Annotated in this window: 14 protein-coding genes; 5 read left to right on the top strand and 9 right to left on the bottom strand. The window is 68.7% G+C overall.

Annotated elements, in window-relative coordinates:
- The first annotated feature begins 146 nt into the window (after positions 1-146).
- Entirely contained in the window at positions 147-1,040 is an 894-nt protein-coding gene (locus AC6EUH_RS08460; protein WP_499738349.1) for a GerMN domain-containing protein, read from the top strand.
- Positions 1,041-1,208: 168 nt separating this feature from the next.
- On the opposite strand, the gene AC6EUH_RS08455 is transcribed toward AC6EUH_RS08460, so the two are convergent.
- The 3 genes from AC6EUH_RS08455 to hrcA form a co-directional block, all read right to left on the bottom strand.
- Positions 1,209-2,003: a 16S rRNA (uracil(1498)-N(3))-methyltransferase gene (locus AC6EUH_RS08455; RefSeq protein ID WP_056429531.1), complete on the bottom strand. Its 795-nt coding sequence runs from the start codon at positions 2,001-2,003 to the stop codon at positions 1,209-1,211.
- Between the two features lie 2 nt (positions 2,004-2,005).
- Positions 2,006-3,133: a molecular chaperone DnaJ gene (gene dnaJ, locus AC6EUH_RS08450; RefSeq protein ID WP_056429533.1), complete on the bottom strand. Its 1,128-nt coding sequence runs from the start codon at positions 3,131-3,133 to the stop codon at positions 2,006-2,008.
- A gap of 100 nt (positions 3,134-3,233) precedes the next feature.
- The gene (gene hrcA / locus AC6EUH_RS08445) at positions 3,234-4,247 is read right to left on the bottom strand and encodes a heat-inducible transcriptional repressor HrcA (protein ID WP_056429535.1); all 1,014 of its coding nucleotides are present in this window, start codon (positions 4,245-4,247) and stop codon (positions 3,234-3,236) included.
- A gap of 231 nt (positions 4,248-4,478) precedes the next feature.
- Here hrcA and AC6EUH_RS08440 point away from each other — a divergent pair, with 231 nt between their 5' ends.
- Together AC6EUH_RS08440 and AC6EUH_RS08435 are read left to right on the top strand one after the other, a co-directional pair.
- Positions 4,479-5,327, top strand: coding sequence for a DUF3097 family protein (locus tag AC6EUH_RS08440; protein WP_499738348.1), 849 nt, complete (start codon positions 4,479-4,481; stop codon positions 5,325-5,327).
- Positions 5,328-5,468: 141 nt separating this feature from the next.
- A complete protein-coding gene (locus AC6EUH_RS08435) occupies positions 5,469-5,888 on the top strand; it encodes a DUF4870 domain-containing protein (RefSeq protein WP_024368069.1) in 420 nt (139 codons plus the stop codon).
- A gap of 136 nt (positions 5,889-6,024) precedes the next feature.
- Here the strand turns inward: AC6EUH_RS08435 and hemW are convergent, their stop codons facing one another.
- Both hemW and lepA read right to left on the bottom strand, forming a co-directional pair.
- Positions 6,025-7,263 carry a radical SAM family heme chaperone HemW gene (hemW, locus tag AC6EUH_RS08430; RefSeq protein ID WP_499738347.1) on the bottom strand — a complete coding sequence of 413 codons (1,239 nt, stop codon included), beginning with the start codon at positions 7,261-7,263 and terminating at the stop codon, positions 6,025-6,027.
- A gap of 42 nt (positions 7,264-7,305) precedes the next feature.
- Positions 7,306-9,159, bottom strand: a complete 1,854-nt coding sequence (gene lepA, locus AC6EUH_RS08425; protein WP_082492676.1) for a translation elongation factor 4 — start codon at positions 9,157-9,159, stop codon at positions 7,306-7,308.
- A gap of 330 nt (positions 9,160-9,489) precedes the next feature.
- Here lepA and AC6EUH_RS08420 point away from each other — a divergent pair, with 330 nt between their 5' ends.
- A complete protein-coding gene (locus AC6EUH_RS08420; protein WP_056429544.1) occupies positions 9,490-10,083 on the top strand; it encodes a type II toxin-antitoxin system PemK/MazF family toxin in 594 nt (197 codons plus the stop codon).
- 175 nt (positions 10,084-10,258) lie between these two features.
- Positions 10,259-10,519 (top strand): 30S ribosomal protein S20, encoded by a 261-nt coding sequence (gene rpsT / locus AC6EUH_RS08415; protein WP_024365662.1) that lies wholly within the window; start codon positions 10,259-10,261, stop codon positions 10,517-10,519.
- Between the two features lie 172 nt (positions 10,520-10,691).
- On the opposite strand, the gene holA is transcribed toward rpsT, so the two are convergent.
- The 4 genes from holA to AC6EUH_RS08395 form a co-directional block, all read right to left on the bottom strand.
- Positions 10,692-11,705, bottom strand: a complete 1,014-nt coding sequence (holA, locus tag AC6EUH_RS08410) for a DNA polymerase III subunit delta (protein ID WP_056429546.1) — start codon at positions 11,703-11,705, stop codon at positions 10,692-10,694.
- Entirely contained in the window at positions 11,639-13,633 is a 1,995-nt protein-coding gene (locus AC6EUH_RS08405) for a ComEC/Rec2 family competence protein (RefSeq protein ID WP_499738346.1), read from the bottom strand. The genes holA and AC6EUH_RS08405 overlap by 67 nt, the downstream gene beginning before the upstream one ends.
- A gap of 12 nt (positions 13,634-13,645) precedes the next feature.
- On the bottom strand, positions 13,646-14,440 hold the full coding sequence (locus tag AC6EUH_RS08400) for a ComEA family DNA-binding protein (RefSeq protein WP_499738345.1): 795 nt from the start codon (positions 14,438-14,440) through the stop codon (positions 13,646-13,648).
- A 263-nt stretch (positions 14,441-14,703) separates the two neighbouring features.
- Positions 14,704-15,744, bottom strand: coding sequence for a DegV family protein (locus AC6EUH_RS08395; protein WP_499738344.1), 1,041 nt, complete (start codon positions 15,742-15,744; stop codon positions 14,704-14,706).
- Positions 15,745-15,809 lie beyond the last annotated feature (65 nt).

The raw sequence follows: 15,809 nt of genomic DNA, 5'->3' as shown, positions 1-15,809 counted from the left end.
GACCACCGGACAACCCGGCACGCCGGACAAACTGGCGGCCGGGACACCGGGCAGACACGAAAGCAAACGCCGAGCAGACAAGGGCAGCGGAAATCAGGCATTACGGGACGGGACAGGGAACAGCAGGCAGGCGGATAGGCCAGCGCATGCTGCTCCTCGTGTTGCCCGCGGCGCTGGCACTCTCCGGCTGCGTAGCCACTCCCCAGCCCGGTGTAACGGACGCGAACACTTCCCCGCAGGTCATGTCGGCCGAGGCGTCGGCGGCGACCACCAGTGCGCCGCTGGAAACCACACAGGCATCGAACAAGGCGCCCGTGTACTGGATCGGCAGGAGCAACGACGACACGTTCCTCTACCGCGAATTCCGCGACGTCCCGGAGGAAGACAACCCGGTCACCGGCGCGCTCCGGGTCATGATGTCGGAGAAGCCGCTCGACCCGGACTTCTTTACCCCCTGGCAGAACCCCAAAATGCTGGCGAGCTCCATCTCGGGCAAGAATGTCATCACGGTGGACATGTCCGCCGATGCGTTCAACAGCAATGTGGATCCTGCCATGGCCGAGCGCGCTGTGCAGCAGCTCGTCTACACGGCGACGGCAGCCGCTGCCAGCGCCGGGCTGATCGACACCGGCCAGCAGATCCAGGTAGTGGTGCTGGTGGACGGCCATACCGACTATGTTGCCTTCAACCACGTCCGCCTCGGCGCGCCGACCTCACGCAGCGTCGGGATGGTCGCCCCGGTGTGGATCATTGATCCCCAGGAAGGGACCTCGGTGGAGGACGGCGCGGTCAAGGTCAACGGCCGCAGCACCTCTCCGGGCGGCGTGCTCCGGTGGGAGGTTCTGCGGATCGACGGAAGCATTAAGACCAGCTACGTGAACGGGACCGTCACGGCCTCGGCCGAAGCCGGGAAATCGGGGGCCTTCAACCTGTCGGTGAACCTGGGACCGGGCAACTACGAGGTCCGGGTGTCACAGGTTGAGGAGGGCAATCCCGCCAAGGACCTGAACGTCGACACCCGCGGTTTCACGGTCCAATAGCGCACCCCCGCCCACCTCACCATCCACTGCTCCGGAACGGCGGTTTGGCGGCTCAGAACGGCGGTTTGGGCCCACGCCTGCAGGGTTCCCTGGCCGGGCTTGCGGGGCGAGGGTACCGGTGGGGAGCAGTCGATCACGTGTTATGCAGGACAGCCCGCTAAACCAGGGCTACCAGCGGCCCAGGATGTCGCTGGCCAGTACCGTGGCCGCGGGACCGGCAGTGGACGAGCGCAGGACATGGTGCCCCAGCAGGGCTGTCACGGCGCCGGCATCGCACAGCCGAGTCACCTCCCGCGGACTGATGCCGCCCTCGGGACCCACGATCAGCAGCACCTCGCGGCCCTCCCCGGCTGAGTCCTCCCCGGCTGTGACCGCAACGGCGAAGCCGGCCTGCCAGGTCTCCAGGACCTGCCGCAGCGGACGCACGGCGTCCTCGTGAAGAATGACGGCGAGGTCCGCGGCTGCCACCGCCGCCTGCAGCCCGGCGCCGTCGACGGCGGAGCGGACTTCCGGGATCCATGCACGGCGGGCCTGTTTCGCCGCCGCCGTGACGACGGACTGCCACTTGGCGTGGGCCTTCGCCGCGCGCTCGGCCTTCCAGCGGACAATCGACCGTTCCGCCTGCCACGGCACAACCGCATCGATTCCCAGTTCGGTGGCCGTCTCGGCCGCGAGCTCGTCCCGGTCGCCCTTCGCGAGGGCCTGGACCAGGACCAGCCGCACCGCTGGCTGCGGCTCGTCGGAGAGTTCGGAGCACGTGACCGTCAGCTGGTTCGGGGCGACGGCGGCGACGGCGCCGGTCAGGCGCTTGCCGGCGCCGTCGGCGATGTCCACGGCTTCCCCCACGCCTAAGCGCTTCACTGTGACCGCGTGGCGGGCCTCAGGGCCGTCGAGTACGAAGACGGAACCGGGGACCAGCCCGTCCAAGCTGCCGGGGGCAGTGAAAAATACGGGGTTGCTCACCGCTACAGGTTACCGAGGCGGTCCCGAAGCTTGGCGAAGACCCCGCCGCTGGCCGCGAGCTTTCCCTCGGTGAACTGCTCACCGCGCAGCTTCGCGAGCTGGCGGAGCAGGTCTTCCTGGGCGGCGTCGAGCTTGGCGGGGGTGTCCACCTGCAGGTGGACTTTGAGGTCGCCGCGGCCGTAGCCGCGGAGGTGCGTGACGCCGAGTCCGCGGAGGGTGATGACCTCACCGGACTGGGTTCCGGCCTTGACGTCGATCTCCTGCTGGCCGTCGAACGTGTCGAGCGTAAGTTCAGTGCCCAGCGCCGCCGCCGTCATGGGGATGTTGAGGCTGGCGTGCAGGTCGTCACCGTCGCGCACGTACGTGGCGTCGTTGTTGACCCGGATCTCCACGTAGAGGTCGCCGGCGGGGCCGCCGGCGGGGCCGGCCTCGCCCTGGCCGGAGAGCTGGATGCGGGTGCCCGTGGCGACGCCGGCGGGAACCTTGACCGTCAGGGAACGCCGGCTGCGGATGCGGCCCTGGCCGGCGCATTCGTTGCACGGATCCTTGATGACGGTGCCGAAACCCTCGCAGGAGCCGCAGGGAGCCGCGGTCATGACCTGACCCAGGATGGAGCGGACGGCGCGCTGGACCTGGCCGCTGCCGCCGCAGATGTCGCACCGCTCGGGGTGGCTGCCTTCACGGCAGCATGAGCCCTCACAGGTGGGGCACGTGACGGCGGTGTCGACTTCGAGTTTCTTGTTGACCCCGAAGACAGCGTCGCGGAGCTCGATCCGCACGCTGATCAGGGCGTCCTGGCCGCGGCGGACCCGTGAGGCGGGTCCGGCCTGGCCGCCGGCGCCGAAGAACGTCTCGAAGATGTCCTGGAACGCGAAGCCCTGGCCCGAGTAGCTGCCGCCGCCGAAGCCGTTGTCGGTGCCGTTCTCGTTGCCGGTGGTGTCGTAGATCCGGCGCTTCTGCGGATCGGACAGAACCTCGTAGGCGTGTGTGACGGCTTTGAACCGGTCCGAGGCGTCGTCCCCGGGATTGACATCGGGGTGGAGGGTCCGCGCCAGCTTGCGGTAGGCCTTCTTGATCTCTTCGCCCGTAGCTTCGCGGGAGACTCCAAGAACGTCGTAATGGCTGCTCAAAGTTTGTATCTCTTCCTTTTTGTACTGCCGGTGGGGTACTGCCGGTTTGGGCAAGAAGTCTGGTGCCGGCCCGTCGGAACGGGCCATGGAATGCGGCCCGTCAGGGGCCGAGGATCCGTGAAAGGTAGCGGGCCACCGCCCGGACGGCGGCCATGGTGGTGGGGTAGTCCATCCGGGTGGGGCCCAGCACTCCGACCTTCGCCGTGGCGTCCGGCCCGTAGCCGGTGGCCACCACCGAGGCCTCAGCGAGCCCCACGTACGGGTTTTCCCGGCCGATGCTGACCGTCACCCCGCGCGGGTCCGCGGCCATGTCACTGAGGAGCCTGAGCATCACCACCTGCTCCTCCAGGGCTTCCAGCACCGGGCCGATGCTCAGCGGGAAGTCCACATTGGAGCGGGCCAGGTTCGCGGTCCCGGCCATGACCATACGTTCCTCGCGGCTGCTCGTCGCCAGCGCCTCCAAGCCGCGGGCCAATGCCTGGGCCGCGCTGCGCCGGGCGGGCGGGCAGCTGGCAACCACGGACAGCAGCGACTGCGGCAGGACGTTCAGCGGTGTCCCGGAGAGCGAGCCGAGGAAGCGCGTGCGGAGTTCGGCCAGGGCGTCCTCCGGAAGATCCTGTCCCACGTCAATGACCCGCTGTTCCACCTTGCCGGTGTCCGCGATCAGCACCGCGAGCACCTTGCGCGGTGCCAGCAGGACGAATTCGATGTGGCGCACTTTGGCCCGGCTGAGATGCGGGTACTGCACCACGGCGACCTGGTTGGTCAGCTGGGCGAGCAGCCGGACGGTCCGGTCCAGAACGTCGTCGAGGTCATCGGATCCTTCCAGCAGGGCCTGGATGGCTCGTCGTTCGGCCGGCGAGAGCGGCTTGACCGCCGAAATCTGGTCCACGAAGAGCCGGTAGCCCTTGTCGGTGGGGATCCGTCCGGCGCTCGTGTGCGGCGCCGTGATGAGGCCCTCATCCTCCAGTGCCGCCATGTCGTTGCGGATCGTGGCACTGGACACGCCCAGGTGATGCCGTTCCACGAGGGCTTTGGAGCCGACGGGTTCCCGTGAATGGACGTAGTCCTCCACGATGGCGCGCAGCACTTCGAGTTTGCGTGGTTCGCTCACGCTCCACCTCCAATCGACTGTCCCGCATCCGGTGCCGCCGTTCCCTGGCCGCACCGCATGCTGTGCTGGTTCGCGACATGTTGGTTAGCACTCGACATGCCTAAGTGCTAACCAGTCTAATATGAGTCGCCGCGTTGTTAGCATTGGATTCGCTCCAGGCGTTCATCCTGGGGCTGGTGTTTTCGGGCACAGCCCGCCGTAGCAAACCGAGCGCAAAGCAGTGTGGAACCGATGTCGTACCAGAACTGGGGGCCCCAGGACCTGTCCGCCCCCGCCAAGATCCAGCTTCCCGAGGTGCCCGTGGAGCGCGGCATGGTCCTCGAAGATGTGCAGTCCGGCTGGGTGGGCGCCGTTACCCGCGTCGAGAAGTCCGGCGGGATGCACGTCGTCGCCTTGGAGGACCGCCGCGGCAAGTCACGGTCCTTCCGCCTCGGGTTCGGCTTCCTGCTGGGGGGACAGCCGATCCGGCTGATGCCGCCGGCGCCCCGGGCCGCCGCGGGCGCCGCGGGCACGAGAACAGCCTCCGGCTCCGTCCGCGTGGCGGGCCAGCGCGCCCAGGTGGCTAAGGCCAGCCGGATCTGGGTGGAAGGCAAGCACGACGCCGAACTCGTCGAAAAGGTCTGGGGTGACGATCTCCGGGTGGAAGGCATCGTCGTAGAGCCCCTGCACGGCATTGACGACCTCGCCGGAGCCGTGGCTGCTTTCCGGCCCGGCCCCGGGCGCCGGCTCGGTGTCCTGGTGGACCATCTGGTTCCCGATTCCAAGGAATCCCGGATCGCCGACGCCGTGATGGCGTCCCCCGGTGCGGCCGGAAACGTGCTGATTGTCGGCCACCCCTATGTGGACGTCTGGCAGGCAATCCGGCCGGCCGTCCTGGGGATCGAGAAGTGGCCGGTGATTCCCCGGGGTGTGGATTGGAAGACCGGCATCCTCATGGCTTTCGGCTGGCCGCACAGCACCAAGGAGGACGTCGGGCTGGGCTGGCAAAAACTCCTGGGCGCGGTCCGCAGCTACGCCGATCTGGAACCGTCCCTGCTGGGCAGGGTGGAGGAGGTCATCGACTTCCTCACCGTGCCCTGAGGGGGCTGACCGGGCGCTTTGGCTGCCTGGCGATCCTCATTCGGCGCCGGAGCAAGTATTCTTGGAACGGCGGCTTCGCTCCCGGCGCAGCCCTGGCACCTCCAGGCACCAACGCTCCACCGCAATCCGAAGGACAACACCGTGGCAGATGACGCACGTGAACACACTGGCAACCAGGCCGGCCATGGCCAGCCCCCGTACCATGGCGTTCCCGCAAATGCACTGCCGCTGACGGCAAACGAGGACCGCCAGTGGGCAACGTTGGCGCACTTCGGCGGCATCCTGGGCTGCGTCCCCTCGCTCCTGATCTACCTGATCTTCAAGGACCGGGGCCCGTTCACGGCGCAGGAGTCCAAGGAAGCCCTGAACTTCACGCTGCCGCCCACCATCGCGGCCGTGCTGTGCAACCTGCTGGTGTTTGTGCCGGTGGTGGGCAACATCTTCGCCGTCCTGGCCACGGTCATCTGGATCGCCGTGACGTGCTTCTCGGTTGCGGCCGGTATCCATGTCAACCGCGGCCAGCCGCACCGGTACGAGTTCAACCTCCGCTGGATCAAATAGCAGACTGCACTTTCGTACCTTCGAGTTCCCACGCACGCGGAACCCGGCACCCGGTCCGAAACCGAAAAAGCCGGCCGCTGTCCCCAACGGGCAGCGGCCGGCTTTTTGGTGTCATCGGGCAGGGCCCTGCGGACTACTAGTCCGGCAGGATCCTGCGGACCACAGCGTCGGCGAGGAGCCGGCCCTTGAGCGTCAGCACGAGGCTTCCGCGGAAGGCCGCTGCGGGGTCTATCAGGCCGTCGGCAATGAGACCGGCCACGGCGTGCCGCCCGGTGTCACCCAGTCCGCCCAGGCTGGTGATCTCCAGCCCGGAGTTCAGGCGGGCCTCCAGCATGACGCGCTCCACGCTGCGGGTCTGCGAATCGAGGGTCTCCCGGCCGGCGGCAGGCGAGAGTCCGGACCCCAGGCGGTTGGCATAGGCAGTGGGGTGCTTGACGTTCCACCAGCGCACGCCACCCACGTGGGAGTGCGCGCCAGGGCCGATCCCCCACCAGTCGTCGCCGCGCCAATACGCGAGATTGTGCCGGCAGGCCTGCTCCGGGGTGCGGGACCAGTTGCTGACCTCATACCAGGACAGCCCCGCGGCCGAGATGAGTTCGTCGGCCAGTTCGTACTTGGCCGCATGGTCGTCGTCGTCGATTTCCGGGACTTCGCCGCGGCGGATCTGCGCGGCCAGCTTGGTGCCGTCCTCGACGATCAGCGCGTAGGCGCTGATGTGGTCAGGAGCGTAGGACAGGGCCGTCTCCAGGGAGTAGCGCCAGTCGGCCAGTGACTCCCCCGGCGTTCCGTAGATGAGGTCCAGGCTGACGGCGAGGCCGGCCTCCCGGGCCCACCGGACCGCCTGGGGCACCCGGCTGGGGGTGTGGGTGCGGTCGAGGACCTTCAGGACGTGCGGCACCGCGGACTGCATGCCAAAGGACACCCGGGTGAAACCGGCGTCGGCCAGCAGCTGCAGGGATTCGGGCGTAACCGAGTCCGGGTTCGCTTCGGTGGTGACCTCGGCGCCGGGTGCAAGGCCCCAGGCCGCGATGGCGGCGGTGAGGATGCGTGCCAGGTCGCCGGCCGGGAGCAGCGTGGGGGTGCCGCCGCCGAAGAAGACGGTGCTGAGCGGGCGTGCCGGCAGGCCGCTGTTCTTCAGGACGGTGGCCGCGAAGTCGACCTCCGCGACGGCGGTGCCGGCGTAGGCGTCCTGGGACGCCCCGCCGCCGAGCTCCGTGGCGGTGTAGGTGTTGAAGTCGCAGTAGCCGCAGCGCACGGCGCAGAACGGGATGTGCACGTACAGCCCGAAGGCCCGGGCCGCGGCGCCTTCCAGCGCCTGCCCGGGCAGCAGCCCGTCCGACGGCGCCGGGTCGCCCAGCGGAAGGGCGCTAGGCATGGTCCGGTCCTGTCTGGGTGGGGACAGTCATCAGGAGCACCGCTACTTCTTGGCCTTGTCCTTGGACTCGTCCGTGGTGAGGGCAGCGATGAAGGCTTCCTGCGGGACCTCGACGCGGCCCACCATCTTCATGCGCTTCTTGCCTTCCTTCTGCTTTTCCAGCAGTTTGCGCTTTCGGGTGATGTCACCGCCGTAGCACTTGGCGAGGACGTCCTTGCGGATGGCGCGGATGCTTTCACGGGCGATGATCCTCGAGCCGATGGCGGCCTGGATGGGCACCTCGAACTGCTGCCGCGGGATGAGCTCGCGCAGCTTGCCCGTCATCATCACGCCGTAGGCGTACGCCTTGTCGCGGTGCGTGATCGCGGAGAACGCATCCACCTGCTCGCCCTGGAGCATGATGTCCACCTTCACGAGGTCGGCCACCTGCTCGCCGTCGGCTTTCCAGTCCAGCGAGCCGTAGCCACGGGTCTTGGACTTGAGGATGTCGAAGAAGTCGAAGACGATTTCGGCCAGCGGAAGGCGGTACCGGATCTCCACCCGGTCCTCGGAGAGGTAGTCCATGCCGCCCATCACGCCGCGCCGGCTCTGGCACAGCTCCATGATGGCGCCGACAAACTCGTTCGGCGCCAGGATGGTGGCGGAGACCATCGGCTCGCGGACTTCGGCGATCTTGCCGGTGGGGTACTCGCTGGGGTTGGTGACGTGGACGACCTTCTTGTCCTCCAGCGTCACCTCGTATTCCACGTTGGGGGCGGTGGAGATCAGGTCCAGCTTGTATTCGCGTTCCAGCCGCTCACGGGTGATCTCCAGGTGGAGGAGGCCCAGGAAACCCACGCGGAAGCCGAAGCCCAGCGCGGCGGACGTCTCAGGCTCGTAGACAAGCGCGGCGTCGTTGAGCATCAGCTTCTCCAACGCGTCGCGGAGCACCGGATAGTCCGTGCCGTCCAGTGGATACAGGCCGGAGAAGACCATCGGTTTGGCATCGGCGTAGCCGGGGAGGGATGCGGTGGCCGGCTTGGCCAGGTTGGTGACGGTGTCGCCCACCTTGGACAGCCGGACGTCCTTCACCCCGGTGATGAGGTAGCCCACTTCGCCGACGCCGAGGCCCTTGGAGGGGGTGGGCTCCGGGGAGCTGACACCAATCTCGAGGAGTTCATGCGTGGCGCGGGTAGACATCATCTGGATGCGTTCGCGGGGGTGCAGCATGCCGTCCACCACGCGGACGTAGGTGACCACGCCGCGGTACGTGTCGTACACGGAGTCGAAGATCATGGCGCGGGCGGGCGCGTTCGGGTCGCCCACGGGGGCGGGCAGATCGCGGACGATCTTGTCCAGCAGGGCCTCGACGCCCATGCCGGTCTTGCCGGAGACGCGGAGCACGTCCTCGGGGTCGCCGCCGATCAGGCTGGCGAGTTCCGCCGCGTACTTCTCGGGCTGGGCTGCCGGGAGGTCAATTTTGTTCAGGACCGGGATGATCGTGAGGTTATTTTCCATCGCCAGGTAGAGGTTGGCGAGGGTCTGCGCCTCAATGCCCTGGGCCGCGTCCACCAGCAGCACCGCGCCTTCGCAGGCCGCGAGCGAGCGTGAGACCTCGTACGTGAAGTCAACGTGGCCGGGCGTGTCGATCATGTTCAGCGCGTAGCTGGTGCCGTCGAGCTCCCAAGGCATACGGACTGCCTGGGACTTAATGGTGATGCCGCGTTCGCGCTCAATGTCCATGCGGTCCAGGTACTGGGCCTTCATGTCACGGGACTGGACGACGCCGGTGTACTGGAGCATCCGGTCGGCCAGTGTGGATTTGCCGTGGTCAATGTGCGCAATGATGCAGAAGTTCCGGATGATGGCCGGATCTGTTGCGGCGGGCACCGGGGCGGTGCGGGCCATGGGAGACACGCAGGGTCCTTACTGTTGGCATTACTGGTGGCGTTGCACGGATCGCGGGGATGCTGCTTTCCCATCCTGCGACGTGCCGCAATTATCGTTCCTATAGTCTCCCACGTCCGGACCCGAGGGAGTGCATCCCCCGATTCCGTTGCGGACCCTCCTCGAGCCCCGGGTTCCTGTCCTGGGTTGGTGCCGCATGCTGCCTCCCTATCTTTGCGCCCTGTTTTCGTGCCCTGTTTTCGCGCCTGCGTCCGCCGCTGTGACCGCGCGCTGTGTTCGCCCCCGCGGGGCCGGCCCTACCGCCAGCTGCCGGACGGCGGCTGGCGGTAGGGTTTTCCCATGGCATGGAACTTACGCTCGATCGGCAATGCAGTCCGCAGCACGTTGCGCTTTCTGGAAGGGCGCAGCGGCACCGCCCCCGGCGGCTCCGGCAAGGCCGGACCGTCGCGCACGAAAGCCCAGCCCGGACGGTCGGGCACGAAGACCGGCGGGCGCCCGGGCGCCGGGCGCGGCGCCGTCGTCGGCTTGACCGGCACGTACCCTGGAGACTTCCGCGGAACGGCGAAGATCAGCTACGCCCCCTCCCCCAACGGCCGCCCCGAACCGGGCGAGGTGGTCTGGACCTGGGTCCCGTATGAGGAGGACCACTCTCGGGGCAAGGACCGTCCGGTGCTGCTGGTGGGCACCAGCGGCCGCTATCTGCTTGGCCTGATGCTCACCAGCAAGGACCACGACGGCGACGCGCGCCGGGCGGACGACTACGTGGACATCGGGACTGGTCCCTGGGACCGGCAGTGGCGCCCCAGCGAGGCCAAACTGGACCGCATCCTTCAGATCGACCCGCGGGACGTCCGGCGCGAGGGCGCCATCCTCGACGCCGGCCGCTTCAGCGCCATCGCCGCCGTCCTGAAGTCCCGCCACGGCTGGCGCTGACCGGCCCGCACAATCGTCACGCTGCCGCCGTCTCTGCTACTATTGATAGCTGTGTGTCCGTGCAGGTCGACGGCCACAGATGGTTGGTCGCCATAGGTATCCCCACGCCGCTCAGTCAATGGCCAATCTGAAAGCCCTCTAGACCATTTTCCGCATTGAAAAAGAGAGTTCACACGTGGCTAATATCAAGTCCCAGAAGAAGCGCATCCTCACCAACGAGAAGGCACGCCTGCGCAACAACGCAGTCAAGTCCGAGCTGAAGACGGCCATCCGCGCCGTCAACACCGCCGTTGAGTCCACCGACAAGGATGCTGCGGCTGCCGCACTGCTTTCCGCCAGCCGCAAGCTGGACAAGGCTGTCAGCAAGGGCGTTCTCCACAAGAACAACGCTGCAAACCGCAAGTCGGCCATCTCCAAGAAGGTCAACGCGCTCTAAGGCTTCCAGTTCACTCGAACTGATGATTGTGGCCGGCACCCCTGGGGTGCCGGCCACTTCCAGTTAAAGCCCACGTTGTTTGGCGCAGCATCCGCTACGCGCGGAACGCTTGCAGATTCATTTGCGGAACCCGTCCCCCCACCAATCGCGGACCCGGGCTGCACGCACCGCGTCAGCGGCGCACGGACGTCGCAATCACCGTCACGGCGTGTTCGACGGCGTAGACCGGGTCCCGGGACAGGCCCTTGACCTGGGCATCAGCCTCGGCGGTCACCTGGATGGAGCGGACGAGGCCTTCCGGAGTCCAGCGCCGCACTTCACGTTGCGCCTGCTCGACAAGCCAGGGCTGCATGCCCAGCTGCTTGGCAATCTGTGCCGAGGAACCCTGGGCCCCGGCAACTTTCGCGAGCGTGCGCAGCTTCGAAGCCAGGGCGGCCACCAGCGGCACCGGATCCGCCCCGGTGTCGAGGGCATGGCGGAGGGTGGAGAGCGCCAGCGGGGCGTTGCCGGCCATCGCGGCATCGGCCACCTTGAAGGCGGTGGCTTCCACCCGGCCTCCGTAGTACCTGTCCACCATGGCGGAATCCACCCCGGTGGAGGCGTCGGCGATCAGCTGGCTGCAGGCGGCAGCCAGCTCGGCCAGGTGGGCGCCGACGGCGTTGACCAGGGCGTGCACGGCGTCGGGATCGATGCGCCGGGATGCGGCCTTGAACTCGGAGGTCACGAAGGCGATCTTGTCCGCGTCCTTCTTCAGGGGCTGGCAGTCCACCACCGGCCACCCGCCGGCCTTGACGGCGTCGAGCAGTTTCTTGCCGCGCACGCCGCCGCTGTGGCGGAGGACCAGCACAGCGTCAGGTTCGGGTTGCTTGAGGTACTTGAGTCCGTCGGCCAGGAAGGCGTCGTTCATAGCCTCCAGACCTTCCACCTCAATGAGCTTCTGCTCGCCGAAGAGGGAGGGGCTGACGTTCATGGCCAGGGAGCCTGGCTCATAGTTGCCAGCGTTGAGCCGCGTGACTTCGACGTCGGGAGCTGCGGCGCGAACCTGCGAACGGACGCGGTCCATGGCCCGGGAACCCAGATAGTCTTCCGGTCCGCCGACCAGCACAACGGCGGCCGGGGTCACGTCGCGCCAGGTGGCGGTGTTCGACGCGGCGGACCGGGCGCGTGGGGTCTGGGCAGCAGCCACTGAGGTTTCCTCCCGGAAGATTGTTTGCAGACTCTAAGCCTGCCACGGCCCGGGCGGTGCACCAAGCCGGACGCGGCCCCGGCCGGCGCCGCCGAGGGGCTGGCGCGGCGGTGCAATCTGCCGTTGAGCCACACCACCACCCGCCCATGCGCCGCCAGTGCCAGAGCGGCCGTGCGGGCCGGGTGGAAGAGCAACCACCAGGCGGCGAGTGTGCAGGCGGAGAAGAGGGACATCGTGGCGGCGCCGAATGCACCATCCGGCCACGGCAGGACGGCGCCGGGCAGTCCGGCGAAGAAGCGCGCGATTGCTCCCACGCCGGTGGCGAAGGCCGCCGCGATGCCCAACGGTGCGGCGGCGAGGGCCGGGACCAGCGGCACCAACGGCACGGCGGCGGTCCCCAGCAGGGTGACCGGGGCAACGAGGACGGCCGCGGCCATGTTGGCGGGCAGCGCGTACGCGGAGAACTGAGGCTGCAGCAGGACAATCGCGGGGCCGCAGAAAGCCTGCGCGGACAGCGGCACCGCTATCCCTGCGGCGATCCAGCGCGGCACGGCTGCCGGGAACCAGGTCATGATCGGCCGGCCCGTCACCACGATGCCGAGGGTAGCGAGGACGGACAGCAGGAATCCGAAGCTGGTGGACAGCTCCGGTTGTGCCAGCACCAGCCCGATCACGGCGAGGCACAGGAAGCTCAAACCCCGTCCGGGACGGCCGCCGGCCAGTGCCACCAGACCGATGGCGCCCATCACGGCTGCCCGGAGAACACTGGCGTCCGGGCCGACCATCAGAACGAAAAGGCCCAGCCCCGCCAGGCAGAGGACCGCCGTAAGCGCCCGCCTGAACCGCAGACTGCGCGCGGCGACAAGGAGGACGCCCAGGATGAGGCTGCAGTTGGCGCCGCTGACGGCGGTCAGGTGGGTCATTCCGACCGTCTTCATGGCAGCGTCCAACTCGGCATCGAGGGAGCTGGTGTCGCCGGTGACCATGCCAGGCAGGAGGCCGCGGGCGTCCCCGTCGAAGTGTCCGGCGGCTGCCGTGAAATCCTGACGGAGCGCGGCCGGGCCCGTTTGCGAGGGCCCTGCCACCGAGAGCATCAGCGGCGCGGAACTTGCCGAGAGGATGGCCGCTTCAGCCTGGCCCGGCTCGGGAGTCGAGAGCTTTCCGGTGGTGCGGAGCCGCTGCCCGGGGGCAGCCTGGTCCCAGCCGGCGCCGCCCATAACGAGCAGGGTGGCCTGCGCGCGGACGCGGCGCCTGTCAACGTGCATTTCGATCAGGTTCGCCGGCACTGCCCAGCGGTCCGCGAGCCCGGAACGGCCCACCGTTCTGAGCCGCCGGGGCGCACCGGCTATCTCCACTTCCACGGCGACGTCGGCCTGCGCAGCGACGTATCCGGCCACGGCACCGTCGTGCCGGCGGGACGTGTCCACCGCGGCGTGGCCGCCCGCCGCCGCGCCGAGGAGCAGGGCCACAGCCATGGTCGCCGGGAAATTGCGCCGGACAGTGCCCGTAAAGGGGATGTACGCGCCGCCAGCCCTGCCGTCAGCCCTGCCACCCCTGCAATCCGGCCCTCCGCCGGGCGGACCCCGGAGCAGCAACAGTCCCGAGGCGGCTACCACCAGGGCCAGGCACAGCGTCGCCAGCGGCGCGGGGTGCAGGTAATGCCCCGCAGCCGCCGCGGCCCACACCAGCAATGCCGAGGGGACCAGGCGCACATCCATCCTGCGGAGCTTTTCCTCCCGGGCCGGGGTTGCCCGCTCCAGGAGTGCGAAGGTCGCAAGCCAGTGACGAAGCCATAACCAGCGGCCGTACCGGCCGGCGTCGTGCCGTGGCCTGCGCCGGGGCTGGCCTCCGCCCGGTGGCGCGACGGTCCCGGGGGTCCGGCTGACGGCGGCGTCGATGTACCGTTGCCAGCGGCTGTGCCGTTTCATCTGTCCTTCTCCTCAGACCCGGACCAGGGGCAGCAGCGCCGCGAGCATCTTGGGTCCGACCCCGTCCACGGCATCCAGCTCCTCGACCCGCTGGAACTTCCCGTGCTGACCCCGCCACTCGACGATCCGCTGCGCGAGCACCGGACCTACGCGCGGCAGGGTTGCCAGTTGCTCCACGCCGGCAGTGTTGATGTTGATCTTTCCTTCCGCGGCAGAAGATCCGTCAGGGCCCACCGGACCGCCCCCGCCGCCCGTGCCACCCGCGGGGGCAGCCCCGGACGGCAGGGTTTCGCCTTTCCGCGGTACCAGGACCTTCTGCCCGTCTTCGAGGACAGCCGCGAGGTTGAGCTGGTCGGAGTCCGCATCCGGGGCACTGCCGCCCGCCGCTTCGATGGCCTCGTGCAGGCGGCTCCCCCGCGGCAACTCCACAATTCCGGCACGCCGAACCGCACCGGCCACGTGCACGATGACGTTTCCGGGAGTCTCCCCCTCGGCTTTGCCGGGAGATTCGTCCGTGCCGGCCATGGATTCGCTTTCAGGTTCCGGCGCCTGCACGTCGGTGGCCTCGGCGCTCATGGAGCTTAGCGGGGCTACTTCCGCTGCGCCGTTGGCCGTCTGCCACCAGAACCAGCCCAGGAGCGCCAAGGCCAACAGGCACAGCAGGGCAGCGGCGCGCCGGCCGGTGCGCCACCTGATTCGGCTGGGTGCCGGCGGATCGTGCGGAGACGGGTCGCCGCGGCTCGTGGCAGGGGAAACAAACGGCGTCGCGTCGAGCAGCCCGGACCCGGAGCCAACGGCCGCAGACAACCTGCTGCCGGCGCTGCCCCGATCAACAATGGCCCGATCAGCACTGGGCCGAACAGCACTGGCCCGATCAGCACTGGCCCGATCAGCACTGGCCCGATCAGCACTGGGCGGAACTCCCGGATGGTGGCGCGGCATGTGCCCATCGTACGAAGCATGGGGCGCACACATCAGGGGTACCGGCGCCTATGTGGATACCTCGGGAGGCGCCAGGGGCCGGGGGGCGAGGCGCCGGGCAAGGGACCGCCGGGCATGGGACCGGCGGGCTAGGGGCAGGCGGGGGTTTCCGGAACGGCGGGAGCGTTGGCAACTCCGGCATCTCCGGGAAGCGGGGCGCTGTCCTCCCCCACGATCACGGCCAGAACGCCGAGGCCGGCGTGGGCAGCCAGTACGGCCGGAAGGGCGCTGATCTGCACGGGAGCGCAGCCGGGGACGGCGTCGGCCAGCTGCGCCGCGAGGTGTTCGGCCTCGGCCGGGTTGCCGAAATGGTGGACGGCAAGCCGGGCCTGCCCCTCGGGACGGGCGGCGGCGTCGGCCACCACGATCTCCTTGAGCCGGGCGATGGCCTTCGCCGCCGACCTCACCTTCTCGAGCGGAACCACCTTGCCGTCTTCCACCGCGAGGATGGGTTTGATGGAGAGCATGGTCCCCCAGAGCGAGGCCGCGGCGCCGATCCGTCCGCCCCGCCGCAGCTGCTCGAGGCTCGGCACATAAAAGTAGACCTTGGTGCGGGCCAGCCGTTGCTCAGTGAAGTCCCGCACGTCCGCCGCGGTCCTGCCGTCCGCCGCGGCGGCGACGGCGGCCTGCACACCCATCCCCTGCGCCATGCCGACGGTGCGCGAGTCCACAACTTCCACCGGGAAATCCACCCGGGCCGCGGCGAGGCGGGCCGAATCCGCCGTTCCGGACAGTTCCCCTGATATGTGGACCGACACCACGGACTCATAGCCGTGCCGCTGCGCCGTACGGTAGGCCTGTTCGAACTGCCCGGGCGACGGGCGCGACGTCTTGACGGGTTTGCCGCTCGCCAGGGCCACGGCGATCGTATCGGCGATGTCGTCCTCACCCTCGCCATAGATGTCGGTTCCGACCATGACGGGCATCGGGATGACCGTCAGGCGCCCGTCGACAGCCAAGCCCCGGACCCAGTCAGACGGGAGTGCCGCAGCAGAGTCCGTGACCACGGCCGTCCGCACGACGACGGCGGCCGGCACCGCTTCGCGGACGACGAATGGCCGTGCGGCCTGACGGAACCCGCTGAGGCGCTCCTTCAGCCACGGCCACCCTGCGGGGTCGCGGTGGGGCACGAAGCACCTCCTGCTGTCTGCGCTTGCTGTCAGGGCACGCGATGGTGGCCGGCCGCCGGCCGGAA

It is taken from the genome of Arthrobacter sp. 001422645 (assembly GCF_059816125.1).
The sequence above is the reverse complement of the archived record's forward strand: the minus strand, read 5'-3'. Positions and strand labels throughout refer to the sequence as shown.